General features: G+C 57.1%; 34 protein-coding genes. 9 read left to right on the top strand and 25 right to left on the bottom strand.

Going from position 1 to position 19,126, the window contains the following annotated elements; all coding sequences use genetic code 11:
• Positions 1–5: 5 nt before the first annotated feature.
• From H8S59_RS00985 to H8S59_RS00955, 7 genes are read right to left on the bottom strand one after another with little or no spacing between them, the layout of a single operon-like run.
• Positions 6–512 (bottom strand): hypothetical protein, encoded by a 507-nt coding sequence (locus tag H8S59_RS00985; protein WP_187520145.1) that lies wholly within the window; start codon positions 510–512, stop codon positions 6–8.
• 43 nt (positions 513–555) lie between these two features.
• Positions 556–1,584 carry a coat protein gene (locus H8S59_RS00980; RefSeq protein WP_187520144.1) on the bottom strand — a complete coding sequence of 343 codons (1,029 nt, stop codon included), beginning with the start codon at positions 1,582–1,584 and terminating at the stop codon, positions 556–558.
• Between the two features lie 14 nt (positions 1,585–1,598).
• Complete coding sequence (locus tag H8S59_RS00975) at positions 1,599–2,315, bottom strand: hypothetical protein (RefSeq protein WP_187520143.1); 717 nt, start codon at positions 2,313–2,315, stop codon at positions 1,599–1,601.
• Positions 2,316–2,355: 40 nt separating this feature from the next.
• The gene (locus H8S59_RS00970) at positions 2,356–3,423 is read right to left on the bottom strand and encodes a minor capsid protein (protein WP_187520142.1); all 1,068 of its coding nucleotides are present in this window, start codon (positions 3,421–3,423) and stop codon (positions 2,356–2,358) included.
• A complete protein-coding gene (locus tag H8S59_RS00965; protein ID WP_187520141.1) occupies positions 3,398–4,852 on the bottom strand; it encodes a DUF4055 domain-containing protein in 1,455 nt (484 codons plus the stop codon). Before H8S59_RS00965 ends, H8S59_RS00970 begins: the two co-directional genes overlap by 26 nt.
• Positions 4,852–6,339 carry a terminase large subunit gene (locus tag H8S59_RS00960; RefSeq protein ID WP_187520140.1) on the bottom strand — a complete coding sequence of 496 codons (1,488 nt, stop codon included), beginning with the start codon at positions 6,337–6,339 and terminating at the stop codon, positions 4,852–4,854. The genes H8S59_RS00965 and H8S59_RS00960 overlap by 1 nt, the downstream gene beginning before the upstream one ends.
• Before the next feature lies 1 nt (position 6,340).
• Positions 6,341–6,958: a hypothetical protein gene (locus H8S59_RS00955; protein ID WP_187520139.1), complete on the bottom strand. Its 618-nt coding sequence runs from the start codon at positions 6,956–6,958 to the stop codon at positions 6,341–6,343.
• Between the two features lie 86 nt (positions 6,959–7,044).
• Here H8S59_RS00955 and H8S59_RS00950 point away from each other — a divergent pair, with 86 nt between their 5' ends.
• A complete protein-coding gene (locus H8S59_RS00950; protein ID WP_187520138.1) occupies positions 7,045–7,245 on the top strand; it encodes a hypothetical protein in 201 nt (66 codons plus the stop codon).
• Between the two features lie 15 nt (positions 7,246–7,260).
• On the opposite strand, the gene H8S59_RS00945 is transcribed toward H8S59_RS00950, so the two are convergent.
• The 18 genes from H8S59_RS00945 to H8S59_RS00865 all read right to left on the bottom strand — a co-directional run bounded on the left by H8S59_RS00945 (position 7,261) and on the right by H8S59_RS00865 (position 15,360).
• Positions 7,261–7,707 (bottom strand): Ntn hydrolase family protein, encoded by a 447-nt coding sequence (locus H8S59_RS00945; RefSeq protein ID WP_187520137.1) that lies wholly within the window; start codon positions 7,705–7,707, stop codon positions 7,261–7,263.
• 3 nt (positions 7,708–7,710) lie between these two features.
• Positions 7,711–7,845, bottom strand: a complete 135-nt coding sequence (locus H8S59_RS27050; protein ID WP_263272025.1) for a hypothetical protein — start codon at positions 7,843–7,845, stop codon at positions 7,711–7,713.
• Between the two features lie 48 nt (positions 7,846–7,893).
• Positions 7,894–8,238, bottom strand: coding sequence for a hypothetical protein (locus H8S59_RS00940; protein ID WP_187520136.1), 345 nt, complete (start codon positions 8,236–8,238; stop codon positions 7,894–7,896).
• A complete protein-coding gene (locus tag H8S59_RS00935; RefSeq protein WP_187520135.1) occupies positions 8,235–8,561 on the bottom strand; it encodes an MFS transporter in 327 nt (108 codons plus the stop codon). The genes H8S59_RS00940 and H8S59_RS00935 overlap by 4 nt, the downstream gene beginning before the upstream one ends.
• Before the next feature lie 314 nt (positions 8,562–8,875).
• Complete coding sequence (locus H8S59_RS00930; protein WP_187520134.1) at positions 8,876–9,397, bottom strand: HNH endonuclease; 522 nt, start codon at positions 9,395–9,397, stop codon at positions 8,876–8,878.
• On the bottom strand, positions 9,397–9,978 hold the full coding sequence (locus tag H8S59_RS00925) for a hypothetical protein (protein WP_187520133.1): 582 nt from the start codon (positions 9,976–9,978) through the stop codon (positions 9,397–9,399). Before H8S59_RS00925 ends, H8S59_RS00930 begins: the two co-directional genes overlap by 1 nt.
• Positions 9,975–10,559 carry a recombination protein NinG gene (locus H8S59_RS00920; RefSeq protein WP_187520132.1) on the bottom strand — a complete coding sequence of 195 codons (585 nt, stop codon included), beginning with the start codon at positions 10,557–10,559 and terminating at the stop codon, positions 9,975–9,977. Before H8S59_RS00920 ends, H8S59_RS00925 begins: the two co-directional genes overlap by 4 nt.
• Positions 10,556–10,723 carry a hypothetical protein gene (locus H8S59_RS00915; protein ID WP_187520131.1) on the bottom strand — a complete coding sequence of 56 codons (168 nt, stop codon included), beginning with the start codon at positions 10,721–10,723 and terminating at the stop codon, positions 10,556–10,558. The genes H8S59_RS00920 and H8S59_RS00915 overlap by 4 nt, the downstream gene beginning before the upstream one ends.
• A complete protein-coding gene (locus H8S59_RS00910) occupies positions 10,723–11,139 on the bottom strand; it encodes a recombination protein NinB (protein ID WP_187520130.1) in 417 nt (138 codons plus the stop codon). Before H8S59_RS00910 ends, H8S59_RS00915 begins: the two co-directional genes overlap by 1 nt.
• Positions 11,136–11,534 (bottom strand): ead/Ea22-like family protein, encoded by a 399-nt coding sequence (locus H8S59_RS00905; protein WP_187520129.1) that lies wholly within the window; start codon positions 11,532–11,534, stop codon positions 11,136–11,138. Before H8S59_RS00905 ends, H8S59_RS00910 begins: the two co-directional genes overlap by 4 nt.
• The gene (locus tag H8S59_RS00900) at positions 11,527–11,922 is read right to left on the bottom strand and encodes a phage protein NinX family protein (protein ID WP_187520128.1); all 396 of its coding nucleotides are present in this window, start codon (positions 11,920–11,922) and stop codon (positions 11,527–11,529) included. Before H8S59_RS00900 ends, H8S59_RS00905 begins: the two co-directional genes overlap by 8 nt.
• Positions 11,919–12,203, bottom strand: a complete 285-nt coding sequence (locus H8S59_RS00895) for a hypothetical protein (RefSeq protein WP_187520127.1) — start codon at positions 12,201–12,203, stop codon at positions 11,919–11,921. Before H8S59_RS00895 ends, H8S59_RS00900 begins: the two co-directional genes overlap by 4 nt.
• Positions 12,203–13,582: a replicative DNA helicase gene (gene dnaB, locus H8S59_RS00890; RefSeq protein ID WP_187520126.1), complete on the bottom strand. Its 1,380-nt coding sequence runs from the start codon at positions 13,580–13,582 to the stop codon at positions 12,203–12,205. The genes H8S59_RS00895 and dnaB overlap by 1 nt, the downstream gene beginning before the upstream one ends.
• On the bottom strand, positions 13,575–14,396 hold the full coding sequence (locus H8S59_RS00885) for a replication protein (protein ID WP_187520125.1): 822 nt from the start codon (positions 14,394–14,396) through the stop codon (positions 13,575–13,577). Before H8S59_RS00885 ends, dnaB begins: the two co-directional genes overlap by 8 nt.
• On the bottom strand, positions 14,393–14,605 hold the full coding sequence (locus H8S59_RS00880; RefSeq protein ID WP_187520124.1) for a hypothetical protein: 213 nt from the start codon (positions 14,603–14,605) through the stop codon (positions 14,393–14,395). Before H8S59_RS00880 ends, H8S59_RS00885 begins: the two co-directional genes overlap by 4 nt.
• Positions 14,606–14,696: 91 nt before the next feature.
• The gene (locus H8S59_RS00875) at positions 14,697–14,903 is read right to left on the bottom strand and encodes a hypothetical protein (protein ID WP_187520123.1); all 207 of its coding nucleotides are present in this window, start codon (positions 14,901–14,903) and stop codon (positions 14,697–14,699) included.
• A 19-nt stretch (positions 14,904–14,922) separates the two neighbouring features.
• Entirely contained in the window at positions 14,923–15,123 is a 201-nt protein-coding gene (locus H8S59_RS00870) for a hypothetical protein (protein ID WP_039012569.1), read from the bottom strand.
• 33 nt (positions 15,124–15,156) lie between these two features.
• A complete protein-coding gene (locus tag H8S59_RS00865) occupies positions 15,157–15,360 on the bottom strand; it encodes a transcriptional regulator (RefSeq protein WP_187520122.1) in 204 nt (67 codons plus the stop codon).
• 107 nt (positions 15,361–15,467) lie between these two features.
• Here H8S59_RS00865 and H8S59_RS00860 point away from each other — a divergent pair, with 107 nt between their 5' ends.
• The 8 genes from H8S59_RS00860 to H8S59_RS00825 all read left to right on the top strand — a co-directional run bounded on the left by H8S59_RS00860 (position 15,468) and on the right by H8S59_RS00825 (position 19,124).
• Positions 15,468–16,118 carry a LexA family protein gene (locus H8S59_RS00860; protein WP_187520181.1) on the top strand — a complete coding sequence of 217 codons (651 nt, stop codon included), beginning with the start codon at positions 15,468–15,470 and terminating at the stop codon, positions 16,116–16,118.
• Between the two features lie 30 nt (positions 16,119–16,148).
• Positions 16,149–16,676, top strand: coding sequence for a DUF4410 domain-containing protein (locus H8S59_RS00855; RefSeq protein ID WP_187520121.1), 528 nt, complete (start codon positions 16,149–16,151; stop codon positions 16,674–16,676).
• A gap of 773 nt (positions 16,677–17,449) precedes the next feature.
• Positions 17,450–17,872 (top strand): hypothetical protein, encoded by a 423-nt coding sequence (locus H8S59_RS00850; protein ID WP_187520120.1) that lies wholly within the window; start codon positions 17,450–17,452, stop codon positions 17,870–17,872.
• Between the two features lie 36 nt (positions 17,873–17,908).
• Entirely contained in the window at positions 17,909–18,097 is a 189-nt protein-coding gene (locus tag H8S59_RS27200) for a DUF551 domain-containing protein (RefSeq protein WP_187520119.1), read from the top strand.
• Between the two features lie 19 nt (positions 18,098–18,116).
• Positions 18,117–18,362: a hypothetical protein gene (locus H8S59_RS00840; protein WP_187520118.1), complete on the top strand. Its 246-nt coding sequence runs from the start codon at positions 18,117–18,119 to the stop codon at positions 18,360–18,362.
• A complete protein-coding gene (locus H8S59_RS00835) occupies positions 18,359–18,586 on the top strand; it encodes a hypothetical protein (RefSeq protein ID WP_187520117.1) in 228 nt (75 codons plus the stop codon). The genes H8S59_RS00840 and H8S59_RS00835 overlap by 4 nt, the downstream gene beginning before the upstream one ends.
• Entirely contained in the window at positions 18,583–18,762 is a 180-nt protein-coding gene (locus H8S59_RS00830) for a hypothetical protein (protein WP_187520116.1), read from the top strand. The genes H8S59_RS00835 and H8S59_RS00830 overlap by 4 nt, the downstream gene beginning before the upstream one ends.
• 218 nt (positions 18,763–18,980) lie before the next feature.
• Positions 18,981–19,124 carry a hypothetical protein gene (locus H8S59_RS00825; protein WP_187520187.1) on the top strand — a complete coding sequence of 48 codons (144 nt, stop codon included), beginning with the start codon at positions 18,981–18,983 and terminating at the stop codon, positions 19,122–19,124.
• Positions 19,125–19,126 lie beyond the last annotated feature (2 nt).

Raw genomic sequence — 19,126 nt, 5'->3', positions numbered from 1 at the left:
TACTCCTAGGGTGCGGGCTGAGCCTTCAGCAGTTCGAGCAGCTCGGCCTTGTTGGCAGTGGACGTGTACTTGACTTCTTTCGCGTCCAGCTGCTCTTTGATTTCCGGGATGGTGAGGCTATCACGGGGGTCAGTGTTCTTGGCGCGTTCAGCCTCCAAGTCCAGCTTCGCCTGGGCGAGTTCATCAGAAAGGTTCTGAACGCCTTCCTGAAAACCAACGAGCGCCTGGTGAATACGCATTGCTGGGCCATCGCTTTCAGGCTCCAGCAATACACCGTTTTCCAACCCTTCAGCCAACTTGCCGATCGCATCAAGCTGCAAGGTTTCTACGGCAGGATCCGCGCCACCACCGCTATTGCGACCACCACCTTCCGCGGTTCGCGTACGAGCGTGATCTACGCCGCCAGTTTCACCAACGGTCTGAGGCCCGACAGTGATATCGCCCTCCTCGCCAGCAAAGCCCCATCGAGCCTTTAGGTTCGGGTTGATGTGATTGTCTTTATCGACAGCCATGGTTTTCTCCTTTGAAGGCCAGCCCCGAAGGGCCGAGCTTCGACTAGGCCGCTGGAGCGGTTACGAGGGAAGTGATGAACGCCAGTGGCACTTGCTTGCGAGCGAACTTGCGCTCCCAGTTGGTAGCCAGCGCCAGGTCCGCCCAGTTCGCCGAGATCGGGCGAGTGGTGGTCGGGGTACCGGTGATGGTTGCGCTGGTGAACGAGTAGCCCAGCGGATGCACAACGAAGTTGCGACGAGTCCACAGGGTCTCAGTACCGCCACCGTTGCCACGATCAGGCGCTCGCTCGTATTCCAGACCGTCCAGACCTTCTGGCTGCTCTTCGGCGTAACCCATTGCGCCAGGGCCGAAGATGATTGAGAGGTACTTGGCAGATGCGCCCGTACCGATCACAGGCAGGCCATCGTCCAGAACAACGATCATGCCCTGGAAGCGACCGAACTCTGGGGTTTGATCAGCAATTGGCGCGAAGTCGATCTGGTTCTGGATCGACAGCTCGGTGTGCACAGCTGAGTGCATCGCGATGACGCTCAGGCCGCCCAGTTGACCGGTGTAGTCGCCCATCGAGCCCTTGGCGCGAATCACTGCCGTCGGGTTGATGATGCCGCCTGCGTCCACAACCATGTCGCCACCGTTGCTGGCTACGTTGTCGTTGTAGATACCCACAGCCGTGGCGATGGTGCGGCGCTGAGCAACACGCATCCAGTAGGAGATCAGGCGACCTGCTACGAACTCCAGCGGGTCCTGCTTGGTGATGTTCTTCACCAGATTCATGCAGTTCCAGCCTTCGTTGAGGTACGCAGCGCGCGCCTGCATGGAAGCACTGGTAACGGACAACGGCACAGCGATGTCGGTGTATACGTCGTTCGAGTAGTTCGACTCGATAGACGCATCCAGATCGACCCACCACGGAATGGTGAAAGTGTTCGACGGGCTTGCCAGCAACTGGGACATATCCGAGTTATTGGTCAGGATGCCCGACTGGAAGAACGCGGTACGCTCAACGGTATTAACGCTGATGTAGTCGCGCAGCTCGTCGCGAAATACGACGTCCGAGAGAATGGTAGGCATTGCGGATGATCCTTTTACTTGGCCTCAGCAGCGGCTTTCAGGCGCGCATGTTCGGCGGGGTTGGTTCGGCGGAGCTCTACTCGCTCCATCCCGGTAAGTTGGTCCCACGTTTTTGCGGCCCCGCCGCCTTTGCCACCGGTAGCCCCGCCACCAGAAGCCCTGCTTGAAGCAATCAGCGGTGCCAGAGCGGCATCGTTGAACAATTGGGTTTTGAACTCATCAACCGTCAAGGCGGTAGGCCGAAGCTGGTCGTCGAGCACCACGACGGCGGGCTTTCCTTCGCGAATCTGCATGGAGAGGCGCGGCTCGATGATTTGCTGCAGCACCATTGCCGAGCCTTGAACTGCCAGTTCACCGGCCAGTCGAGCCGCAGTAGCACCGACAGTCAGCGCGTGGACTTGAGCCTGTAGCGCAGTTAGCGTGCCTTCCTTCTCGGCCAAGGCTGCTGAGTGCTTTTCTGACCAGCTACGATCAAGCGCCTCAGTGTCCCCTGACTTGCGGGCGTTCTCCTCAGCGGCACGGCGAGCGGCTTCTTCGGCCTCACGCGCCTTGGTCTTATTGGCTTTCAGCTCAGCCAAAAGCTCATCATTCTTGGCTTTAAGGCCTGCGGTGTCTTCTGGAGCGGGCAATCCTTCAATAGCCAGCACGTAGTCCTCGCCCTGCGCCTTGTAGAAGGCCTGTAACGAGGGTTCGAGCGCGTCGTATGCTGCTTTGTCGATCAGGTATTTCATGCTGTCCCCCTGGGACTGGTGTGCAGGCTCGGCCTGCGGATCAGATGCCTGCGCGCTCGAAGGCCAAAGGCTCAAGGGCCTTCATCTCTAAGAGTGTCAGTGGTTCGAAGTTGCGGTCGAGCTGTAGCTCGGAGAATCGCTTAACGCTCAGGCCGCCATTACGGAACAGAGCGCCGCGGACTTTGCCGATCGCCTTGTCTTGGAAGGCTGCAGGCTGCTGCTGGAGCCAGTGGTAATAGTCGAGGTCCGCGCTGACCTGGCCGTTCTGTGAGGCCCGAGTAGCGCCCTGGGCAAACATCTCGCTCAGGCGCGTCAGCAAGACAAAGGTGGTTCGGCAATTTGGGTGAAACGGCGGCCGCGGCCCTGAATCGACCGGGAAGCGCCGCTTGTCCAGGGTGCGACATACCTGGCTGGTCTTGCTGTCGAGCGTGGCGACCAGCTGAATCTCGGTAACGATGTCGGTGTTGGCCTTGGCCGTTTCCATCCGCGCCTGACTGGCAACGTGCTGGATGGCAGTGCGCACCACCGTTGCTGCGTTGCGATCGGTCACAGACAAAATGCCGTCGCCGTACCCAGCCGCCTTGGTGCCGCGAATGTTCTGCAGGATTTGGTAGTTCGTCTGCCCTTCGAAGAAGCCTTGCCGAATTGCGCCGGTGACACGCGCACGCTCTGCCGTCGTCCAGTCCTTGATGAATGGCTTGAGTAGCTTGCCGCCGTCTCTGATGCTCAGCGGGTTGCTCAGCACTGCGGATCTGATCGCCGCAAGCGAAGGAACGGCAGCCTCAAAGCTGATCCCGACCGGTACTGCCCGGGTCAGGCTCGTCGCCTCGAACTGAGCCTCGTAGTTAGCCAGGTCGATCAGGTCCAGCGTGAGCTGATCGCCAAACCGGTTGAATATGCCCAAAAGCAGACTATCCACTTCGTCGAGCAGCTTCTCCAGGCGTTTTCGTGTAAACCCAGTCAAGTCGGACTTGGTCAGGCGCTCACGCAACGAGCGGTCTATCTCCTTCAGAAAGGGGGCGAACTTCTTCACCTCCCCTGCTTTCAGTCTTTCGAGGAACACTGCGTGCCGGATAGTGGCATCAAGGATCGCTTGGTTGGCCGCCATCTGGTTTGTCCTCATCATCGAGGCCTAAGCCCACTGGATTGGCTTCAAGCTCGCCACGGATATCGTCGTCAGTCTTCTCTGGGTCGATCACCCCTCGATCACGCAGGTACTGCCAGAAGTCCGACGCTGGAAGTTGCCCGGCCTGCACTGCATTGAACAGGCTGGCCATGATTGCCGCGTCAAGGCTGACCTGCGTGAAGTCCTGGTTGAGCTTCAACAGCGCTTCGCCAGCCACATTCTCGAACATGCCCATCCACATCAGGCATTGGCTGTAACCTTCGCTTACGTTGCTCACGGCCAGGGACAGAATGCTGTGCTCTGCCGCGCTGTCGTTGTCGGCCTGGGTCGCAGTCTTCACCGCGCTGCCACGCTCAATCAGCCGGGCACCGAGTGACACCATGTCTTCTTTCTTGCCGTCCATAGCCTCTTTCACGAGCGTGTTGGGCTCAGGCTGGGCAAACCCGCATGATCCTTGCGCGGGAAGCGTCAGAGGCGCACGCGAGCCGACGTAGATGCCGTTCTCTTCCAGGTGATCGCGCCATGCTTCGTCGAGGCCAGCAATCCAGAACTGGGGCTGACCCGAGAACCAGACCGAATCCTCATAGTCCGCACTGTTGTGGTAATGGCCGATGTTGATCTCGGCCATGTCGTACAGCGGAGAGTCATCAATCGACGAATCGTTGTTCTCGCTGCCGATGAACATGAAGGGGATCAAGCGCCAAGGCCTGCCTGAGCCGTCCAGAGGCGTGCGCGCGTCAGTCACCGACCAGCCACCGCCATCCTTCGCCCATAGCTCCTGCTCGTACAAACCGGAGTCATTCAGGCGCAGTACGCGGTACCGATCTTTGCTCTCAACGCCGAAACCATCCTCGGTGTCTTCGTCGACCAACTCTTTCAGCACCACAAGACTCAGCAGGTACTGACCACCAACCTTGCGTGTCTTCCAGTTGATGATGCACTCAGCGTTGTAGCTGGCGATGGTTGGACGAATGCCCATCGAGGCGCTGTCAGCCTTGCTGGTAGATCCAGGCTCAACGCTCGGATAGTCCACTAACAAGCCATGACGGCCGACTTCGAGGATGTGCCCGATGACCGACTGCGACTGCTGGTAGATGCTGATCCCTTGCCCGTCGACGTCCTTTGCCACGTAATCCAGTGCCGTTGGAACGGTAAGGGTTGGCCAGGTGCGGAACACTGCACCCACCAAACTGTTCTTGGTGCGCCCGGTTGCGTTATAGAACACCGCGCGCATCAGGTAGGTATCGAAGCGAGCCCTGTTCTCTTTGCCGTCGTCGTGCGGATTAGGCCGAGGCAGATACACATCGCCGCGGGCCTTGATCGTCTCGGAGCCCTTGCACACGTCGCGCACCAGCCGCCAACGGGACTGTGCCGCGTCGTATTCCGGGCGGGTGTAGGTGACGTCTGCCATTAGCGTGCGAATCCCATCTTGATTGATTTGACCGGCTTCCTTGCGCTCTTGGCGACAGCGAAGTACCGGAATGCATCTGCGGCGTGGGATGACCAGTCATGCAGCGGGCGGTCTTTCCAGCAGCCCTTCTTGTCGTCCCACTCCTTGCGGTAGTTTTCCAGGCACGAAATACCTTCCTCGCACTTGGCCTCGTCAAAGGCGCAACTGGCGAGGATCTCTCGGGACTGATCAATGCCGTCATCTACGCCGATCTTCGGCACGACCTGAAACGTCATGCGGTAGTGGTGGCCGTCGATTTCGTAGCCTTCGCGCGCCATCTCACGCCGAGTCTTCGCATCACTGCTGAACTCGCGGTTATCGATATCGTGTGGGCCCCAGTGTTCGGAGTAGGTGTAACCCTTGTCCTTGAGGACCTTCATGTAGTGACGCAGGCCTTCACCGCTGTTCTGGTAGAAGTCGATGACGTGGAACTCAGTACCTACCTTACGCACGAACCAGATGGCCGTGGAGTCGCCAACACCGATGTCCCAGAAGGTCATCACCGGCAGATGGCTGTTGTCCGGCAGCACGCCGATGCGCTGAGCCGCATAAAGCTTTGTGAACTGGCGCGCGTAGTACGCACCTTCGATTGATTGCTGGAAGGCCTCGGCTGGTATCGACGGGTATTCCCGCTTCATGTCGTCGCCGAGGGTCTTCTCTTTGGCTGCATACCAGGCGCGCTGGCCTGGGTTGGTGACAATGCCAAGCTTTGCAGCCAACTCATTAAAGTAATCAGTCAGGCGTTCAGGGATGATCGCGGTTGAAGGGTCGAGCCAGTAGGCCTTGTTCTTCCACCAACTGAAGAAAAAGAACTTCCAGTCGAGCTTGCCCAGCGGCACGCCGGACAATTGCTGCTTCTCAGCGCTCTGCGAGTAATCGAAGAAGTAGCCAGCCCTGCCCTCCGCCGTCGATTCGATGGTAACGAAGCAATCGGTGGCGACCGCCTCGAATGCCCCGGTGACGATCTCTCTGGCTTTGTGGGGAAACTTGGCGCAGATCTTCCCGAACTCGGATACGTGCAGATACCGTAGAGTCCCGCCCCGGAAGGATGTGGACACGTAGAGCGATCCGCCCTTGCTGAACACAAGCTCACCAGCAGCATCGTTAGAAGCAAGGTTGGCAGCGCGTATCTCAGCGGGAAGGTTGTCATACGCATATTTGATCTTCTCGCGGAACAGGCGCTTGGCATCATTCAGGGTGTGGGCGATCAGCGCGCACTTGGCCGCCTCAAACAAGGCTGCGTCCAACTGGATAATGCAGCACTCAGTGGTGAACCCTAGCTGCCGAGCCTTAAGGATAATGTTTCGGGTGTGCATGCCCTCGAAGTATTCAATCTGCTCATCCGTCATGCGGAAGCGGACCTTCTTGCCCTGCTTGTCCGTGATCAAATACAGATTGTTCAAGCGCCAGTGCTTGTCCCGGAGCAGCTTCAAGTGCTCGGGCTTCATATCAGGCGTCCTTCGATAGATCGTCCATCAGTTTCGATAATTCGTCGGCATCGTTGCCGCCAGCCTTCTCATCCAGCCCGTAAGCCTGGCGCTCAAGCATGACCAGCGTCTTCAGCGTCTCAGCCAGCTCCTTCATCGTCTTGGTCCGAGAAGGAAGCGCGCCCATCTTGTTGGCCAAGGCCAGCATGTCGGACATCGCCTCACCATCGTCGTGGTCACCATCTTTGAGCTGAGCGATCAACTCTTTGATGGTGCCTTGCTCATCGGTCAGCGCCTCAAGCTCATCCAGCAGCTTGTTGGTCATTCTCCGACCGCGGGAGATATCCCCCCGATGAGCCATGCGGATGTTCGCAATGACCTCGGCATTCAGCTCGATTATCTCTCGCTCGGTTTCCACTGCTTTGCTGGCAACCTGAGTGGCAACCTCTCGTTTGGCAACCAGTGAATCAGCCTTGGCCTTGATCTTTGCCTTGAGGTCGCGCTCCCAGCTATTGGCCTTTGCCCGCTTCTGGATAGCGGTGTGAGAGACACCACAGGATGCAGCGATCTCTCGTACAGAAAGCAATCCGGCCCGGTAGGCACGTTCGATTGCCTCCCAGTCGGGTTGCTTGGTTGTCATGGGTAAATCTCAGGAAACGAAGGTGGTATTGAAATAGCGGCTGGATGCCGGTATTGGTTAGGATCAATCAATGCAAGGAAGTAGTTATGTCTGAAACATTCGCCCCAATTATTGCAAACAACTCAGCCTTGAAAGGTGACGCAAAGCGCACTGCGGCGGTTGCTGCGGCACTAGATTTGATCCATGCATATGCAGGGAGCGGCAATCAGAAGTTCAGCCTGAGTGCTCACATGAAGATGCTCTCGACTTACGCCGACCAGATCCAGGAAGCGCTGAAGGTCAAGTAACACACCCGTGCCGCACTAACCCTGCGGCACACCCTCAGCTCGAATGCGCAACTCTCTCACCCGCCCACCAGTAGAAGTGTCCCGCCTTTTCGCAGCCTCAATGGCTTCGGCAGAAGTTGCGCCCATGTCCATTGCGGCCAAGGCGAATGCAGAACCACTACCGATAGCATCACCCGTATCCAGCCTGATTCTGTTCTTCCAGAACCCTGTCTTGTCGTCATGTCCGATCAGCCAGAGTGTTCCGCCATCTACCGCATAGCCGGATGCCTCAACTGGTGCCGAGGCAGCAGCGCCAAAGTAGGCCGCGATTAACGCATCGAAGTCGCAAGTGCAACCAGTGCAAAGGAAGTGAACGCCTTTCACTGTTTCCAGCTTCTCGCAATCGTCATCCGTAATGGTCGAGCCGCGCGTGCAGCGAGAGTCATAGGCGATCACGCCGTCTTTGTAGGCAATGGTCGTCATCAATCACTCCACAGTGCATTGCGGCCAGATAGACCGGGCAAAGGCCAGAGCCGATGCGTGATCCATGGCCTGACTGAGCAGGATCATCGGGAAGGTGCCGTGGCCCGGGGTTGATACGTACCAGTTGCGTTTGGTCATGATCGATTCCTCGCGCCACGAAATTGAGCTATCTAAAAACGTGGCGCGCTACGACTTGCGCCGCTCGACCTTTACGCGTCGGCCGTCGTGATGCAGGCAGTGCTCGCAGTTCATCCAGCGACACAGCCACGCCTTCACCGTCTTCCACCACGTAACCATGAAGATGTGCCTCATCCCTGCAAGGGCCAGCGATCCGTGAAAGGTGACACCGGCCACCGTCGGAGTGATGTACATGGACTCGGCGCGGGTGACGATTGCGTATCCGGCCAGCGCGATGACGGCGTAGATCAACTTGCCTACGATCCCGTCACGCACCTTGTCACTCAGTACAGACCAGGTGGCCCAGCTCGAAATGATCGCGATGAAGAAGGTGCTCAGAAATTGAGTAGTCATGGGGTGCCTCCCCCGAACTTCTGGCGGATGAGAGCCCAGAGGTCAGCGGCTTTGATGGCGCGATTGATGGCGGTCATCAATGATCCGCCGAACGCCCCGAGCAGGAAGCCAACGCCAGCAACATTGCTGGGGTCGATGATCCCGAGGTAAGAACTCACGATACCGGTCAAATACAGGGCGCAGGCCACACCAGTGACCAAGAACACCATCCAGGCTTTCCAGTCTGTCAGGTCATCTTTGTGCCACCAGCTTGCGACGATTACGCCAAGAAGACCGGCAATGATCCACTCAGTCTTGTCGGCAAGGCGATGAAGAAAATCCATGCGCGACTCCAATGGGTGGGCATGCTGAAGAAAAGGACCGCAGTGTCACGGGCAAAGGCGGCTGAGGAGCAGCACGAGGGTGAACAGGGTCGAAAGAGGCCCTCACAAATTTGTGCGTTGCCGAGGCAAGAGGCATGGAGGGTTTTGTGTAAGTCAGCTCCGGCAGCACTCCCAGCTCGGAGCAATGGGTGTGGCGGAGCCGAAAACGAAAAAACCCAGCGCAATGGCTGGGTTTTCTGGAGCAAGTTGCCGTAGGCAAAATACTCAATGTGGCGATCACTCTATGCTAGCCGTGCGGGAAGATCAATAGGCCATCAGTCTTTATTTTCCTCCTGCTCAAAACGGTGCTGCCCATGGTTGGCAAACTCTCCATGAATCTCTTCCCGCTTAGCTCTCATTTCCTTTTCCGCCTCTGATTTGGTAGCAAACATCGCACTCCATACAACGCTATTTGCCTCGAATCGAGCCTGCCACCGACCGGTTTCTTTGTGCTGGGTAAGCCCTTTGATCCCGGCTTTGTTTGTCTTGAGGACTTTTTTGTTCCAGCCGTTGGTATTGGCATTCGCCTCTCTCAAGTTGTTCCAGGCATTGTTGGATCGATCGCCATCGATATGGTCGATGTCTTGGGCTGGCCACTCACCGGTCATGTAGAGCCATGCCAACCGATGCGCCGGATATGGCTTCCCCGCCAAAACAATTCGGACGTAGCCGGTGCTTTTTACAACTGCTCCGGCCAGTCCTCCGACCCTCACACGCCTGCCAGCCTTCCGCCATTCAAAAACCCCAACTACAGGGCTATACCGTAGAGCCTCCTTAACGGTCTCTGCAGTAACCATCAGGCGGCCTCTTTCATTTGATAAATAACGGCACCGATCGGACTCAGTGCCATACGATCCAAATCCTCGCAACATTCGAATGCAAGAGTGGTGAACGGCTCCCAGTCTCGCGCCCATGCACAGGACTCGATGCGCACTCCAAACTCCCCCATCAGCCATGAACGGAACGCCTCTGGCTTGATCAACGGATCGTCATTGGCTGACTGCCCGCCCTGGTGCATGTACCGGTATCGGCGCATCACACCCTTGACCACGTAATCCAGCTTTTCCCGCTTGGCTGCCGTCATCCGCTTGGACTTCGACACGACCATGCCGAACACCAGTTCCTCCGCTGCTTCACGGATGTCCTCGTCCCGGCTTGCGGCGTACATGTACTCGCCGAACAGCCTGACCTGCGGGTGAAGCTTGGCGATCGCCGACTGGATGTGACCAGCCAGCGCGCTGTGCATCGCATGATTTGCTGTAGGCCCGCGTTCCGTTGCCTGCACAACCACGCCCAACTGAACGACGTCCGAGGATTGTCCGGGCGCAGGGTTGTAGGTGCAGTCATGCCACGCCTGGCGTGCTGAGTTGATGTTCATGCTGCCTCTCCCCGTTTCAATTCTTTGGTCAGTGCCCGGTAATGCGCGGTCAGCGCCTTCAACTCATCGATCGTGTATTTCTTCGGCTCATGCGGACCCTCGAGCCACAGAACCTTTTCCTCGCCGATTCTCTGTAGGAGTGCGATTCGGTAATTGATCAGGTTTCCGGAGAGATGGTTATTGCATGGGGCGCATTGTTTCCAGGCATTAAGGGGCTCAAACCGCAATTCCGGATTCGCTCCTACAGTCCGATAGTGGCCGGAGTGGTATTGCCCTTCGTGATGACGACCGCAGCTGATGCATGGCAGATCTGCGTCACGGGCACGAACCCACTCGTTGAAGGCCTGCTGCGTGTCGCGCATGTGGTCGCTGCGTGTTTTCAGCTTCTCCTTGCGGACCTTGATCTCCTGTCGGTCGCGCTGAGCGATGGCCTTGCGCGCCCGATCCTGATTCGCCGGAGCGATGGCCAGACCACATGCCCAGCCGCAAACCTTCTGGCCGAGCTGCGCCGGTACGAACTGGATGGCGCATGCGGTGTTTGCGCAGGTCTTTTTCTTGCGCTCTTTGATGGCGAGTCTCATAACGACTTCCTTGCGGCGCGCTCAACTTCTGCTTTGCGCTCGCGGCGTCTGCGCTCAAAGTCTTGAATTGATCGGTTTCGGCGACGCTCAACGAAATGCCCGACGATCGCGGCAATGACGATGGCAACGAACACAACTACCCAGAACTGTTCGGATGTAATCATCAGTAACGACCCTCCCACAGATCCTTCTGGCTCCACCGCACCTGATGTTCAGCACCAAAGGCGGCAATCCACTCCAGCAAACTTGCGCACTGCTTCACGGTCAGCTTGGATGTGCGCTCGTACACGACGTCAAAGCCGTGTCCGTCTACCGCTGGTATCAGCTGAGGCTGATCGCCCGCCTCACGCAGCCACGCGGCCGTCAGCAGTCGCTTCCAGATCAGCACGTCCCACTTGCGACCGGCGTGCTCGACCTGATTGGCGATGTCGGTCAGCGAGGCGTGGAGCTTTTTGTTCTGCTCCCCGCTGCGATCCTGATCCTTGATGACGATCTTCTTGGGCCGGGTGAAGTCTTGGGCTTGGAGATGGCCCAGCAGGCGACTGGCGTCTTCCATGCCGCGCATTAGGAATTCGGTCATTGGCCCGACCCCTTGCTCATGGCAGCGTCGATGTACTTATCGAGACGTTCCTTCCACTCTGGAACGTGGCTCAAGGCGTGAACAAGGACCGGTACATCGTTGCGCCACCCATCAACGTCCTGCTGCGCACCCTCACGTAGCCACCGATACCGCTCAGCATCCTGGCGCAGCGCCTCGTTCTCGGCGATCAGGGCCAGCACTGAGGCAGGATGAGCAGCGGCGATAAACTTCAGAGCCGCGTAATAAGCCTCGTCGCTTACATCATGGCCTGCGTCAGCATCCAGAAGATGCCTGGTGTAGCCGTCATCCTTGAAGTAAAGGGTATCGTTTTCGGCGATCCATGGACCGCTTGGTGCAGCCTCGGCCACTTGCTTCAGTTCGCTGTAGTTATTCATGGCAAAGCTCCTTTGGCACGCTTACGGTGTCGCCAAGTACAGAGGCGACGATGGCGCGGCAGGCGGCTATGAGGTGGGTTGGGCCGTATTCCTCGCCGGACATGGAGCAGCAAGAGGCCCAGTAACGCTCAGCGTCATCAGGAAAGAAGGCAAACACGATCTCGTACTTATCGATCAGCTCCCCGCCCTGCGCCCAGTCAGTCGAAGGCTGGAACCGCTTCTCCTGCTCAAAGTGGCAGCCCTCAGGCGTGTAGCGGACCATCACCCGGTGCGCATTCATGTAATGCGGCTCAGCCAGGTACACATGCAGCCCCAGAGCCTTGGCGACAGAACAGTTCAGCGCTTCGCCGGTTAGGTCGGCGGTTTTCATTTCGACGAGGTTGGTCATTGGGCAGCCCTCTTCGACTCGCGATCGATTTCGTCCTTGCGCATGGCGCGTGTCATCGTGAAAACGCAATATCCGAACGCAAGTGCTATCGGGGAGAACAAGATCCAGCCGTTCAGAACCCATGCTTTGCGCCAATCAAACGAGCCGATTACGGTGCCTTCATAGATCCACGGGCCAATCCACATGGTGTTGACCGGCCCCCAGATGATGAGCAGGAACAGGAGGAGCGAGATAACTGTGATCCCGCAGCGGATACCCGCTCTATCGGTGTTGTCTCTCATCAGAAGCGCTCCTTGTTGCCGTATCGGCTGGATAGAGGGGTGACTTTCGACGGCTGCTCTGTCTTCATCTCGATCCATCCAGCAGCAAGGCTCTCGAACCGGTTGTACTGACCAAGGAATGCCGTTTTGACTGTGCCTGTCTCAACGTCACGGCCTTTACCCACGATGATTTCGGCGATGCCCTTGGCTTCGGTGCTCTCGTTGTAAATCTCGTCGCGGTACACGAAGAGGATCACGTCGGCGTCTTGTTCGATGGCACCTGACTCCCTCAAATCTGAGGGGATTGGCCGCTTGTTCGGGCGCTCTTCGCATTTGCGGGAAAGCTGGCTGAGCAGGACGACAGGGATTTGCAGCTCGCGGGCGAGCAACTTGCAGCCACGACTGATGCTGCTGATCTGTTCGGTGCGGTTTCCGCCCTCGCCATCCATCAGTTGGAGATAGTCGATAACCAACAGGTCGAGGCCGTAGCGCATCTTGTGGCGACGGGCAAGCGAGCGAATGCGGCCGACAGTTGCGCCGGACCGGTCAGCAAAGAAAAGTTTTGCAGTGCGCACTGCCTGGGCGGCGGCGGTTTGCTCGGCGCCATGGGTTTGGCAAGCAGTACCGTTTTTCAGGAGGTTCAGAGGTATCTTGCCTTCGGAGGCGATAACCCGGTCAAGCAACTGACCCTTGCTCATCTCCAGACTCACGACAAGTGAGGACTTGCCCTCATGGATTGACGCGTGAGATGCAAAGCCCATTGCCAGGGTGGTCTTGCCCATGGCTGGACGTCCGGCGACTATGATCAATTGCTCTGGCAGCAAACCGCCCAGCTTCTCGTCAAGGTCTGCAAGGCCAGTGGAAAGGCCCATGAGGGTCTGACCGGTAGAGTGCCGGTCGTGGCGGTCCTGCCATACTTCAACCTGATCGATCAGCACGTCAGAGGCTTTGACGACCTCATCCGAATCCGAACCGCTGTCGATGGCCATTGCTGCAGCCTGAATTGCGCTGATCTTCGACTGGGTGTCCAGATCGCCCTGGGAAATGTCCATGGCCTGACTGCCCAGTTTGTACAAGGCGCGATCAATGGCGCGCTCACGAACGATCACCGCATAGGTTCCAGCATTCGCTACGCTGGGCGTGTTCTGGATGATTTCGCTGCAGTACGCGAGAGCGCTGTCGCCATTTGGCAAACGATTGATGTGGTCAGCTACGGTGAGGAAATCCACCGACTTGTTGGCAGATCGTACCGCCATGATCCCGCGGTAAACCTCAGCGTTCTCAGGAAAGTAAAACGATTCGGCTGACAGGTCGTCGCTCAGGGTTTCGATCAGCTCTGGGCGCTGGAGCATTGCACCCAGCAAACCGTGTTCGGCTTCGATGCTGTAGGGATCACGCATTGTAATTACCCTCCACAACCTTCACGAAGTTGCTCGGGGCGATCAGCCAGTCAAACGAGGCGCGGAACGGCTTGCTACCGTTGCGGCCTTCAGCTTTGCCGGTTAGGAAGTGAGAGGCCTTCACCATCGCGAAGTATTCAGCCCAGAACCCAAGGTCACGGTGAACAGCGCTTTCACGCCACCGGGCTTGCAAGGTCTTCTTGCGCCCGGCGTTGAGCAGTGCAACGGCTGGAAGCTCAGGAAGTGCCATGTGATACAGGGCGACGATTTCCTGATACGGACAAGCATCCACCACTGGTGTATGACGGATGACTTTCTCAGGAGCCGGGTTGATCAGATCAGGTTGACGCTCGGCGTCGACGACTACTTCGTTAGAAGTAGTATTTGTATTTCTTTCTTTTATGTGTGTAGATTTCGACACAGTGGCATGTACTTTTTCTACACAGTGTGTAGATTTCAACACGCTCTGATTCGAGTCTATTTTCCACTCGGAAACAGGCAGAAATTCGATAGGGTCACGGCTTCCACCATCACGGAAAATTACCCGCTGACGGATCAGTGAATTGATTGCCCTGGATACGTTGGCACGCTCTGCCTCAGCCTTCGCTGAATCGCCGTACATCATCTTTGCGACGTACAGAGCAGCTACCTTGACCGAATCCTTGTTGTAGCCGCTGGTGAGCCTGTGGATAGCCATAGCGACACGCAGTTCACGGCCAGACAGGTCAGCCCCTATCAACGCTTCGTAAAGGTCATTGTCCATCCGGGTAAATCCCCCGGTAGTGCGTGAATTGATCTGAATGACATTGCTCATGCGCGAGCGCCCCCAGCCAAAGAAGCCTTGAGGTGATCGATGCATTCGCGGCGGAATTCGTTCTTGGCTTCACGGGTGTACTGGAAGCGGATCATTCGGGCGGCGTGCATAGCTGCCGACTGGTGAAAGCTTTTGTCGTGCGCCACGTTTTCATCACGCTTAAATCGTGGCGCGGGATGGGTGTTGCTCGTTTGCGTTAAATCGTTCATGATTCGCCCCGCATGTAATCGTTTAAGAGAGCCGGGTCACTACCCCGGCTTTTTTTCGTCTCGGATTTGGCAGAGGACCTCTGGATTACCCTTAAGAGTCCCTGCCTGAGGCCCTCATTGGGGTAACCAAATGAAGAACCTTCGCCTTCTTCCTTCCAACCTCTGAAAGCGCGCCACTGGCAATGGCGGTTTCTGTCATTTCGTTGATGGCCTGGCTGAAGCTCCAGCCGTTAGCGCTCATCAACCCCTCTACTTTCTGCCGCGTCTTAGGCGGCAGCTTTTCAAGCTCAATGCTCATTCGGGCCTCCAAAAGGCCTCTAGCCCGCGATATCTTCTTGTTTGTCCTGCATGAGTTCCTCGATCACGCCGTTGGCTACGGCCCACTCAATGATTTCGTACAGGTACGTGGCGTGCTGCATTCGGGTCTTGGTTGCTGCTTTACGGAGAATCCGATCAAGCACTGGTTCGAAACGAACCTTCACCGGAATGGCGCGCTTTTGATTGGGGTCCATGTACATGCTGGGTCTTTCCTTTAAGGCTGGTTGAGTGGGTTATGCAGCTACTGGGTAAAGGTCCGGGCGAAGCTCGTGGCGAGAAATGCCGGTAGCCCGTTCGATAGTGAGCACGCGCTCCGCTGGAATGCGGCCGGTTGCGCACCACCGCTGGACGTTTTGAGGCGTGCAGCCAAGAACGCGAGCAAGGGCGGACTGGCTTCCTGCTGCTTCAGCTGCACGCACGGCTGCGTTCTGGTTCATGTTTGCCTCGAAAATTGGAATTACAACTCAAAGTTACAATAAACAGCGAAATGCTACAAGGCATAATTGCAATGATGATTACAACTGGTGGTTGTACGCTTGCGCGCATGAATACGACCGGCTCAAGAATCGCCGCATCCCGCGAGAAAAAAGGGATGAACCAGTCTGAGCTGGGACGGGCACTTGGCGTCTCGCCTCAGTCCGTCCAGGCATGGGAATCGGACAAGAACGTGCCACGGCCTCAGCGCCTTAAAGCAATCTCTGAGGCTCTAGGCGTCAGCGTCTCTTACCTTATGGGTGAGTCAGACCCTGAGCCTCAGGAGACCTCAAACGTGGGCCCGGTTAGGCAGCCCAAGCTTCTCTATCATTACCCCGTTGTAAGCTGGGTAACTGCGGGCGCATGGACGGAAGCTGTTCAGCCATTCCCTGACGGTTTCTCGGATCGGTATGAGCCTTCTGACTACAACTCTAAGGGCGCTGCCTTCTGGCTTGAAGTCCGCGGCGATTCAATGACCTCGCTATCAGGCACGAGCATTCCAGAGGGCATGCTTATATTGGTTGATACGGAAGCTGACGTGCGTCCGGGTAAGTTCGTCATTGCCAAGCTGCCGAACAGTGAGGAAGCCACATTCAAGAAGCTGGTTGAAGACGCTGGTCGCCGCTATCTAAAGCCTTTGAATCCCGCATACTCAATGATTGAATGCTCGGACGACTGCAGGATTATTGGCGTTGCCGTGCGCATGACGGGCACGCTGTAGAAAGGATTACCAACCGCAGGGATGTAGCAAATGAAGAAAGCAATAACGCTGGCAGGACTTATTATTACGGCCCTGCTGACCGGCTGTGCAGCCACGGTGGAGCGCGGAGGTCTCGGAACTTTGAGCGCCAGCCCGCAGGCAAAACAAAACCTGGCCGTGGAGTTTGATGGGGACGGCAAGGTGCTCGCCCACAAAGACTGGCCACTGCTGCAATCAACCTGGTCGCAATACCTTAAATCAGAAGCGGCATCCGAAGGCTATAACCTGCTGGTAGTAAAAGAGGCTCCCCCTGCCCGGCCTGGGATTTTGCTTAAGGTGAGCGTATCGACCTTCAGATACATAACCTCTGGGGCTCGCTATAGCGTGGGCTCGATGACCGGAAACGCATGGGTAAACTCCAAGGTTTCGTTCATCGACATGCAAACCGGCAAGCAGATTGGGGCGCGGTCCTATGACACCAAGTCAACTGCATGGGAGGGAGTTTTCTCGGCAATGACTGAAAAGCAGCTCGAGGCGATTTCGAAGCGCATCATCGCGGACGTGAAAGCCGCAAAATAGCCAACTGAAGAACTAAATCTAAGCCCGCCGCGTGCGGGCTTTTTTGTGTCCGCTCGAAAATAATTACAACTTTGACTTGCAGACTACAATTTACAGTTGTAATGTTCACCCATCGAAACGAATCAGCCCCTCACAAGGCCCTACGGATCGATACCGCTCTTTAGATGGACCGCAACGACCCTGCCGGATAACTACCGGCCAGCTTCAAAGGCAGCGATGAATCGGCCTCAACGATTCAGATGGGTGGCCACTACCCAAGGCGCGCAGCGTAAAGCGATCGAAAAAAGTGTTCTGGCGGAGTGAATCGCGGCCAGAGAGAAAGATTTCCAAGCCAGCTTGAGGCAAATAGCTGGGGGCGGGCCAGATGTATTGGCGGGAAATTCCCTACCAAATGGGAGATTGCGGTTACGCCGGACAAAGCCACCGCATAACCGCCCTATGGGCAAGAGTACCGATCCTCTCTACCGAGAGCGCATCGGGAAGTGATTCAGCAATACAAGGCACCTGACTCGTAATCAGGCCAGCCACTGATAACGGTCGCGCAGAAAGTGGCCACTGCCTGCCCAGTGAGCGAGCGACAGGAGATACGACCATGTAAATCATTCCCCCGGCAGCCACCTAAATGTGAGTGAGCCCTGTATCTGCGGAGCCGGTTAACGCCGGGTTTTTATTGCCCCGAATTTAATCGCATGGAAACAGCCGGCTCCTTTGCGGAATACAGCCGAGTGATGTTTCCAGCCGATTGCATTTGAACAACGCCCATGGAGGCGGATATGGAACTTGGATATTGCGAGGGCGACACCTGTGCCCGTGATGGCTGCGAAGGCTCTATCGAATTGGAAAAGGTAAAGGACTGTAGCTGTCACATTGCCGCCCCGTGCTGGCAGCACGAAAGCGCCGACATGTGCTGCCCGGATTGTGGGTGGCGCGCCGCCGACGACCCGTTGTGCGTTCGAGAAATCGCCTCCATCAGCATGTGCGACATGCCCTACGTCCAAACAAGGCCGCGCGTGCTCGACCCTACCAAGATCGACTGGGTGGCGAAGCTGCACAGCAGCAGCTCAATGATTAAGGAAGGCGTCTATCCGCTGCATCTGAGTCGCGCTGATGTTGAGAAAGAAGTGCTCGGCACCTTCGGCGGGCGATTCGAGCGATTTGGCGATGGTCACTTCAAGTACATCGCATACACGGATTAACCCAGCCGATTGCATTTGAGCGATGAGGATTGAGTGATGAGCGAATGGATTCCGGTAACTGAGCAACTTCCTGAGCCTGGGCAGATAGTCCTCGTCTACCGAAGTAATGCCCCAATGTCCGAAGAAATGGTTGTTCGAACTTCATTCCTGTACGTGGGCGGCTACTGGAGCGCCTGGTCTCAGCCGACCTATTGGATGCCACTTCCGCAACCACCTACCGCATAACCCAGCCCTGGAGGCGACCATGCCCGACTTCGACCTTGAGCGTTATCAGGACAGCGCCCAAGGCCGGGCGTCTGTCCGCAGCCGTGATCGCTGGGGCAACGAAAAGCCTCGCTTCGACGAGTTCGCCCACGACTACGACAACCCTATCGACCGCAAAGCCCGCCGCGAACGCGAGCAGGATCGGCGGCTGAAGCTGAAAGCAAACATCCAGGCATGCATCGCTCAGATGGAGCTGATCTGCCCACCAAAAGGAGGTGCCGCGTGACCAAGCACGAAATTGCGGTCGGCATGATCGACTCGCGTATCCAGAAGCTGATCGAAAACGCCGAAGACTACAGCCTGCACTGCGAAACGCAGATGGCGATTGAAATGGCGTATGCACTCAGCGCCATCGATTGCAAAGAGCACATGCGGTATACCCAGTGCCTAATTTACATCCGCTCGCGTTCGAATGAAGAGTTGCTCGCCAGGATGCGGAGGTGCGCATGAGCCAGCCAATTGTGAAGTCGCTGATCGACGAGGAAGTTGAAGCGCTGGATGCTCGCACCCAGCCCGCTCAAGTGCGCGGCACCTTCTCCCCACCTCGTGGCATGCGTGTCGTCGATCTGCCATACCCGATCAAAGCGGACTGGCTGAAGCGTCGGCCAATGAAGGGCTGGGGATGACCCGCCTGCAGCGCGCCCGTCGCATCTATATCTGGCGCGGCTCAGCCATCGCCATCACGGGCTCAACCATCTGGATGCTCGCCAGTGCTTACGCCGGGCACATCACAGGCTGATCAAACAGCCGTCAAATACGCAGACCGCGCAGTTCGCGGCGCTCAGTTTCAAGCCCCTTTTTCAATCAAACAGGCTGCGTATAGCGCGGCAAGGATTTTGCCCTTGTGAGCAGTCCACGCATGGCCGCCCAGCTTGACTGGATGACGGTCGGGAGCTTCTCGCCTGAGCGGTTTCAGGGTGACGAGCGCAAAGAGTACGAAGCAGAGCAGGCCCGCATTGAGCGGGAATGGGACAACCAACCGAGGTAACG

It is taken from the genome of Pseudomonas folii (assembly GCF_014357575.1).
In the GTDB taxonomy this organism is placed as follows: domain Bacteria; phylum Pseudomonadota; class Gammaproteobacteria; order Pseudomonadales; family Pseudomonadaceae; genus Aquipseudomonas; species Aquipseudomonas folii.
The sequence above is the reverse complement of the archived record's forward strand: the minus strand, read 5'-3'. Positions and strand labels throughout refer to the sequence as shown.

Coding starts and splice junctions, on each gene's coding strand:
- H8S59_RS00985 (WP_187520145.1), bottom strand. CDS start 512: ATGGCTGTCGATAAAGACAATCACATCAACCCGAACCTAAAGGCTCGA.
- H8S59_RS00980 (WP_187520144.1), bottom strand. CDS start 1,584: ATGCCTACCATTCTCTCGGACGTCGTATTTCGCGACGAGCTGCGCGAC.
- H8S59_RS00975 (WP_187520143.1), bottom strand. CDS start 2,315: ATGAAATACCTGATCGACAAAGCAGCATACGACGCGCTCGAACCCTCG.
- H8S59_RS00970 (WP_187520142.1), bottom strand. CDS start 3,423: ATGGCGGCCAACCAAGCGATCCTTGATGCCACTATCCGGCACGCAGTG.
- H8S59_RS00965 (WP_187520141.1), bottom strand. CDS start 4,852: ATGGCAGACGTCACCTACACCCGCCCGGAATACGACGCGGCACAGTCC.
- H8S59_RS00960 (WP_187520140.1), bottom strand. CDS start 6,339: ATGAAGCCCGAGCACTTGAAGCTGCTCCGGGACAAGCACTGGCGCTTG.
- H8S59_RS00955 (WP_187520139.1), bottom strand. CDS start 6,958: ATGACAACCAAGCAACCCGACTGGGAGGCAATCGAACGTGCCTACCGG.
- H8S59_RS00950 (WP_187520138.1), top strand. CDS start 7,045: ATGTCTGAAACATTCGCCCCAATTATTGCAAACAACTCAGCCTTGAAA.
- H8S59_RS00945 (WP_187520137.1), bottom strand. CDS start 7,707: ATGACGACCATTGCCTACAAAGACGGCGTGATCGCCTATGACTCTCGC.
- H8S59_RS27050 (WP_263272025.1), bottom strand. CDS start 7,845: ATGACCAAACGCAACTGGTACGTATCAACCCCGGGCCACGGCACCTTC.
- H8S59_RS00940 (WP_187520136.1), bottom strand. CDS start 8,238: ATGACTACTCAATTTCTGAGCACCTTCTTCATCGCGATCATTTCGAGC.
- H8S59_RS00935 (WP_187520135.1), bottom strand. CDS start 8,561: ATGGATTTTCTTCATCGCCTTGCCGACAAGACTGAGTGGATCATTGCC.
- H8S59_RS00930 (WP_187520134.1), bottom strand. CDS start 9,397: ATGGTTACTGCAGAGACCGTTAAGGAGGCTCTACGGTATAGCCCTGTA.
- H8S59_RS00925 (WP_187520133.1), bottom strand. CDS start 9,978: ATGAACATCAACTCAGCACGCCAGGCGTGGCATGACTGCACCTACAAC.
- H8S59_RS00920 (WP_187520132.1), bottom strand. CDS start 10,559: ATGAGACTCGCCATCAAAGAGCGCAAGAAAAAGACCTGCGCAAACACC.
- H8S59_RS00915 (WP_187520131.1), bottom strand. CDS start 10,723: ATGATTACATCCGAACAGTTCTGGGTAGTTGTGTTCGTTGCCATCGTC.
- H8S59_RS00910 (WP_187520130.1), bottom strand. CDS start 11,139: ATGACCGAATTCCTAATGCGCGGCATGGAAGACGCCAGTCGCCTGCTG.
- H8S59_RS00905 (WP_187520129.1), bottom strand. CDS start 11,534: ATGAATAACTACAGCGAACTGAAGCAAGTGGCCGAGGCTGCACCAAGC.
- H8S59_RS00900 (WP_187520128.1), bottom strand. CDS start 11,922: ATGACCAACCTCGTCGAAATGAAAACCGCCGACCTAACCGGCGAAGCG.
- H8S59_RS00895 (WP_187520127.1), bottom strand. CDS start 12,203: ATGAGAGACAACACCGATAGAGCGGGTATCCGCTGCGGGATCACAGTT.
- dnaB (WP_187520126.1), bottom strand. CDS start 13,582: ATGCGTGATCCCTACAGCATCGAAGCCGAACACGGTTTGCTGGGTGCA.
- H8S59_RS00885 (WP_187520125.1), bottom strand. CDS start 14,396: ATGAGCAATGTCATTCAGATCAATTCACGCACTACCGGGGGATTTACC.
- H8S59_RS00880 (WP_187520124.1), bottom strand. CDS start 14,605: ATGAACGATTTAACGCAAACGAGCAACACCCATCCCGCGCCACGATTT.
- H8S59_RS00875 (WP_187520123.1), bottom strand. CDS start 14,903: ATGAGCATTGAGCTTGAAAAGCTGCCGCCTAAGACGCGGCAGAAAGTA.
- H8S59_RS00870 (WP_039012569.1), bottom strand. CDS start 15,123: ATGTACATGGACCCCAATCAAAAGCGCGCCATTCCGGTGAAGGTTCGT.
- H8S59_RS00865 (WP_187520122.1), bottom strand. CDS start 15,360: ATGAACCAGAACGCAGCCGTGCGTGCAGCTGAAGCAGCAGGAAGCCAG.
- H8S59_RS00860 (WP_187520181.1), top strand. CDS start 15,468: ATGAATACGACCGGCTCAAGAATCGCCGCATCCCGCGAGAAAAAAGGG.
- H8S59_RS00855 (WP_187520121.1), top strand. CDS start 16,149: ATGAAGAAAGCAATAACGCTGGCAGGACTTATTATTACGGCCCTGCTG.
- H8S59_RS00850 (WP_187520120.1), top strand. CDS start 17,450: ATGGAACTTGGATATTGCGAGGGCGACACCTGTGCCCGTGATGGCTGC.
- H8S59_RS27200 (WP_187520119.1), top strand. CDS start 17,909: ATGAGCGAATGGATTCCGGTAACTGAGCAACTTCCTGAGCCTGGGCAG.
- H8S59_RS00840 (WP_187520118.1), top strand. CDS start 18,117: ATGCCCGACTTCGACCTTGAGCGTTATCAGGACAGCGCCCAAGGCCGG.
- H8S59_RS00830 (WP_187520116.1), top strand. CDS start 18,583: ATGAGCCAGCCAATTGTGAAGTCGCTGATCGACGAGGAAGTTGAAGCG.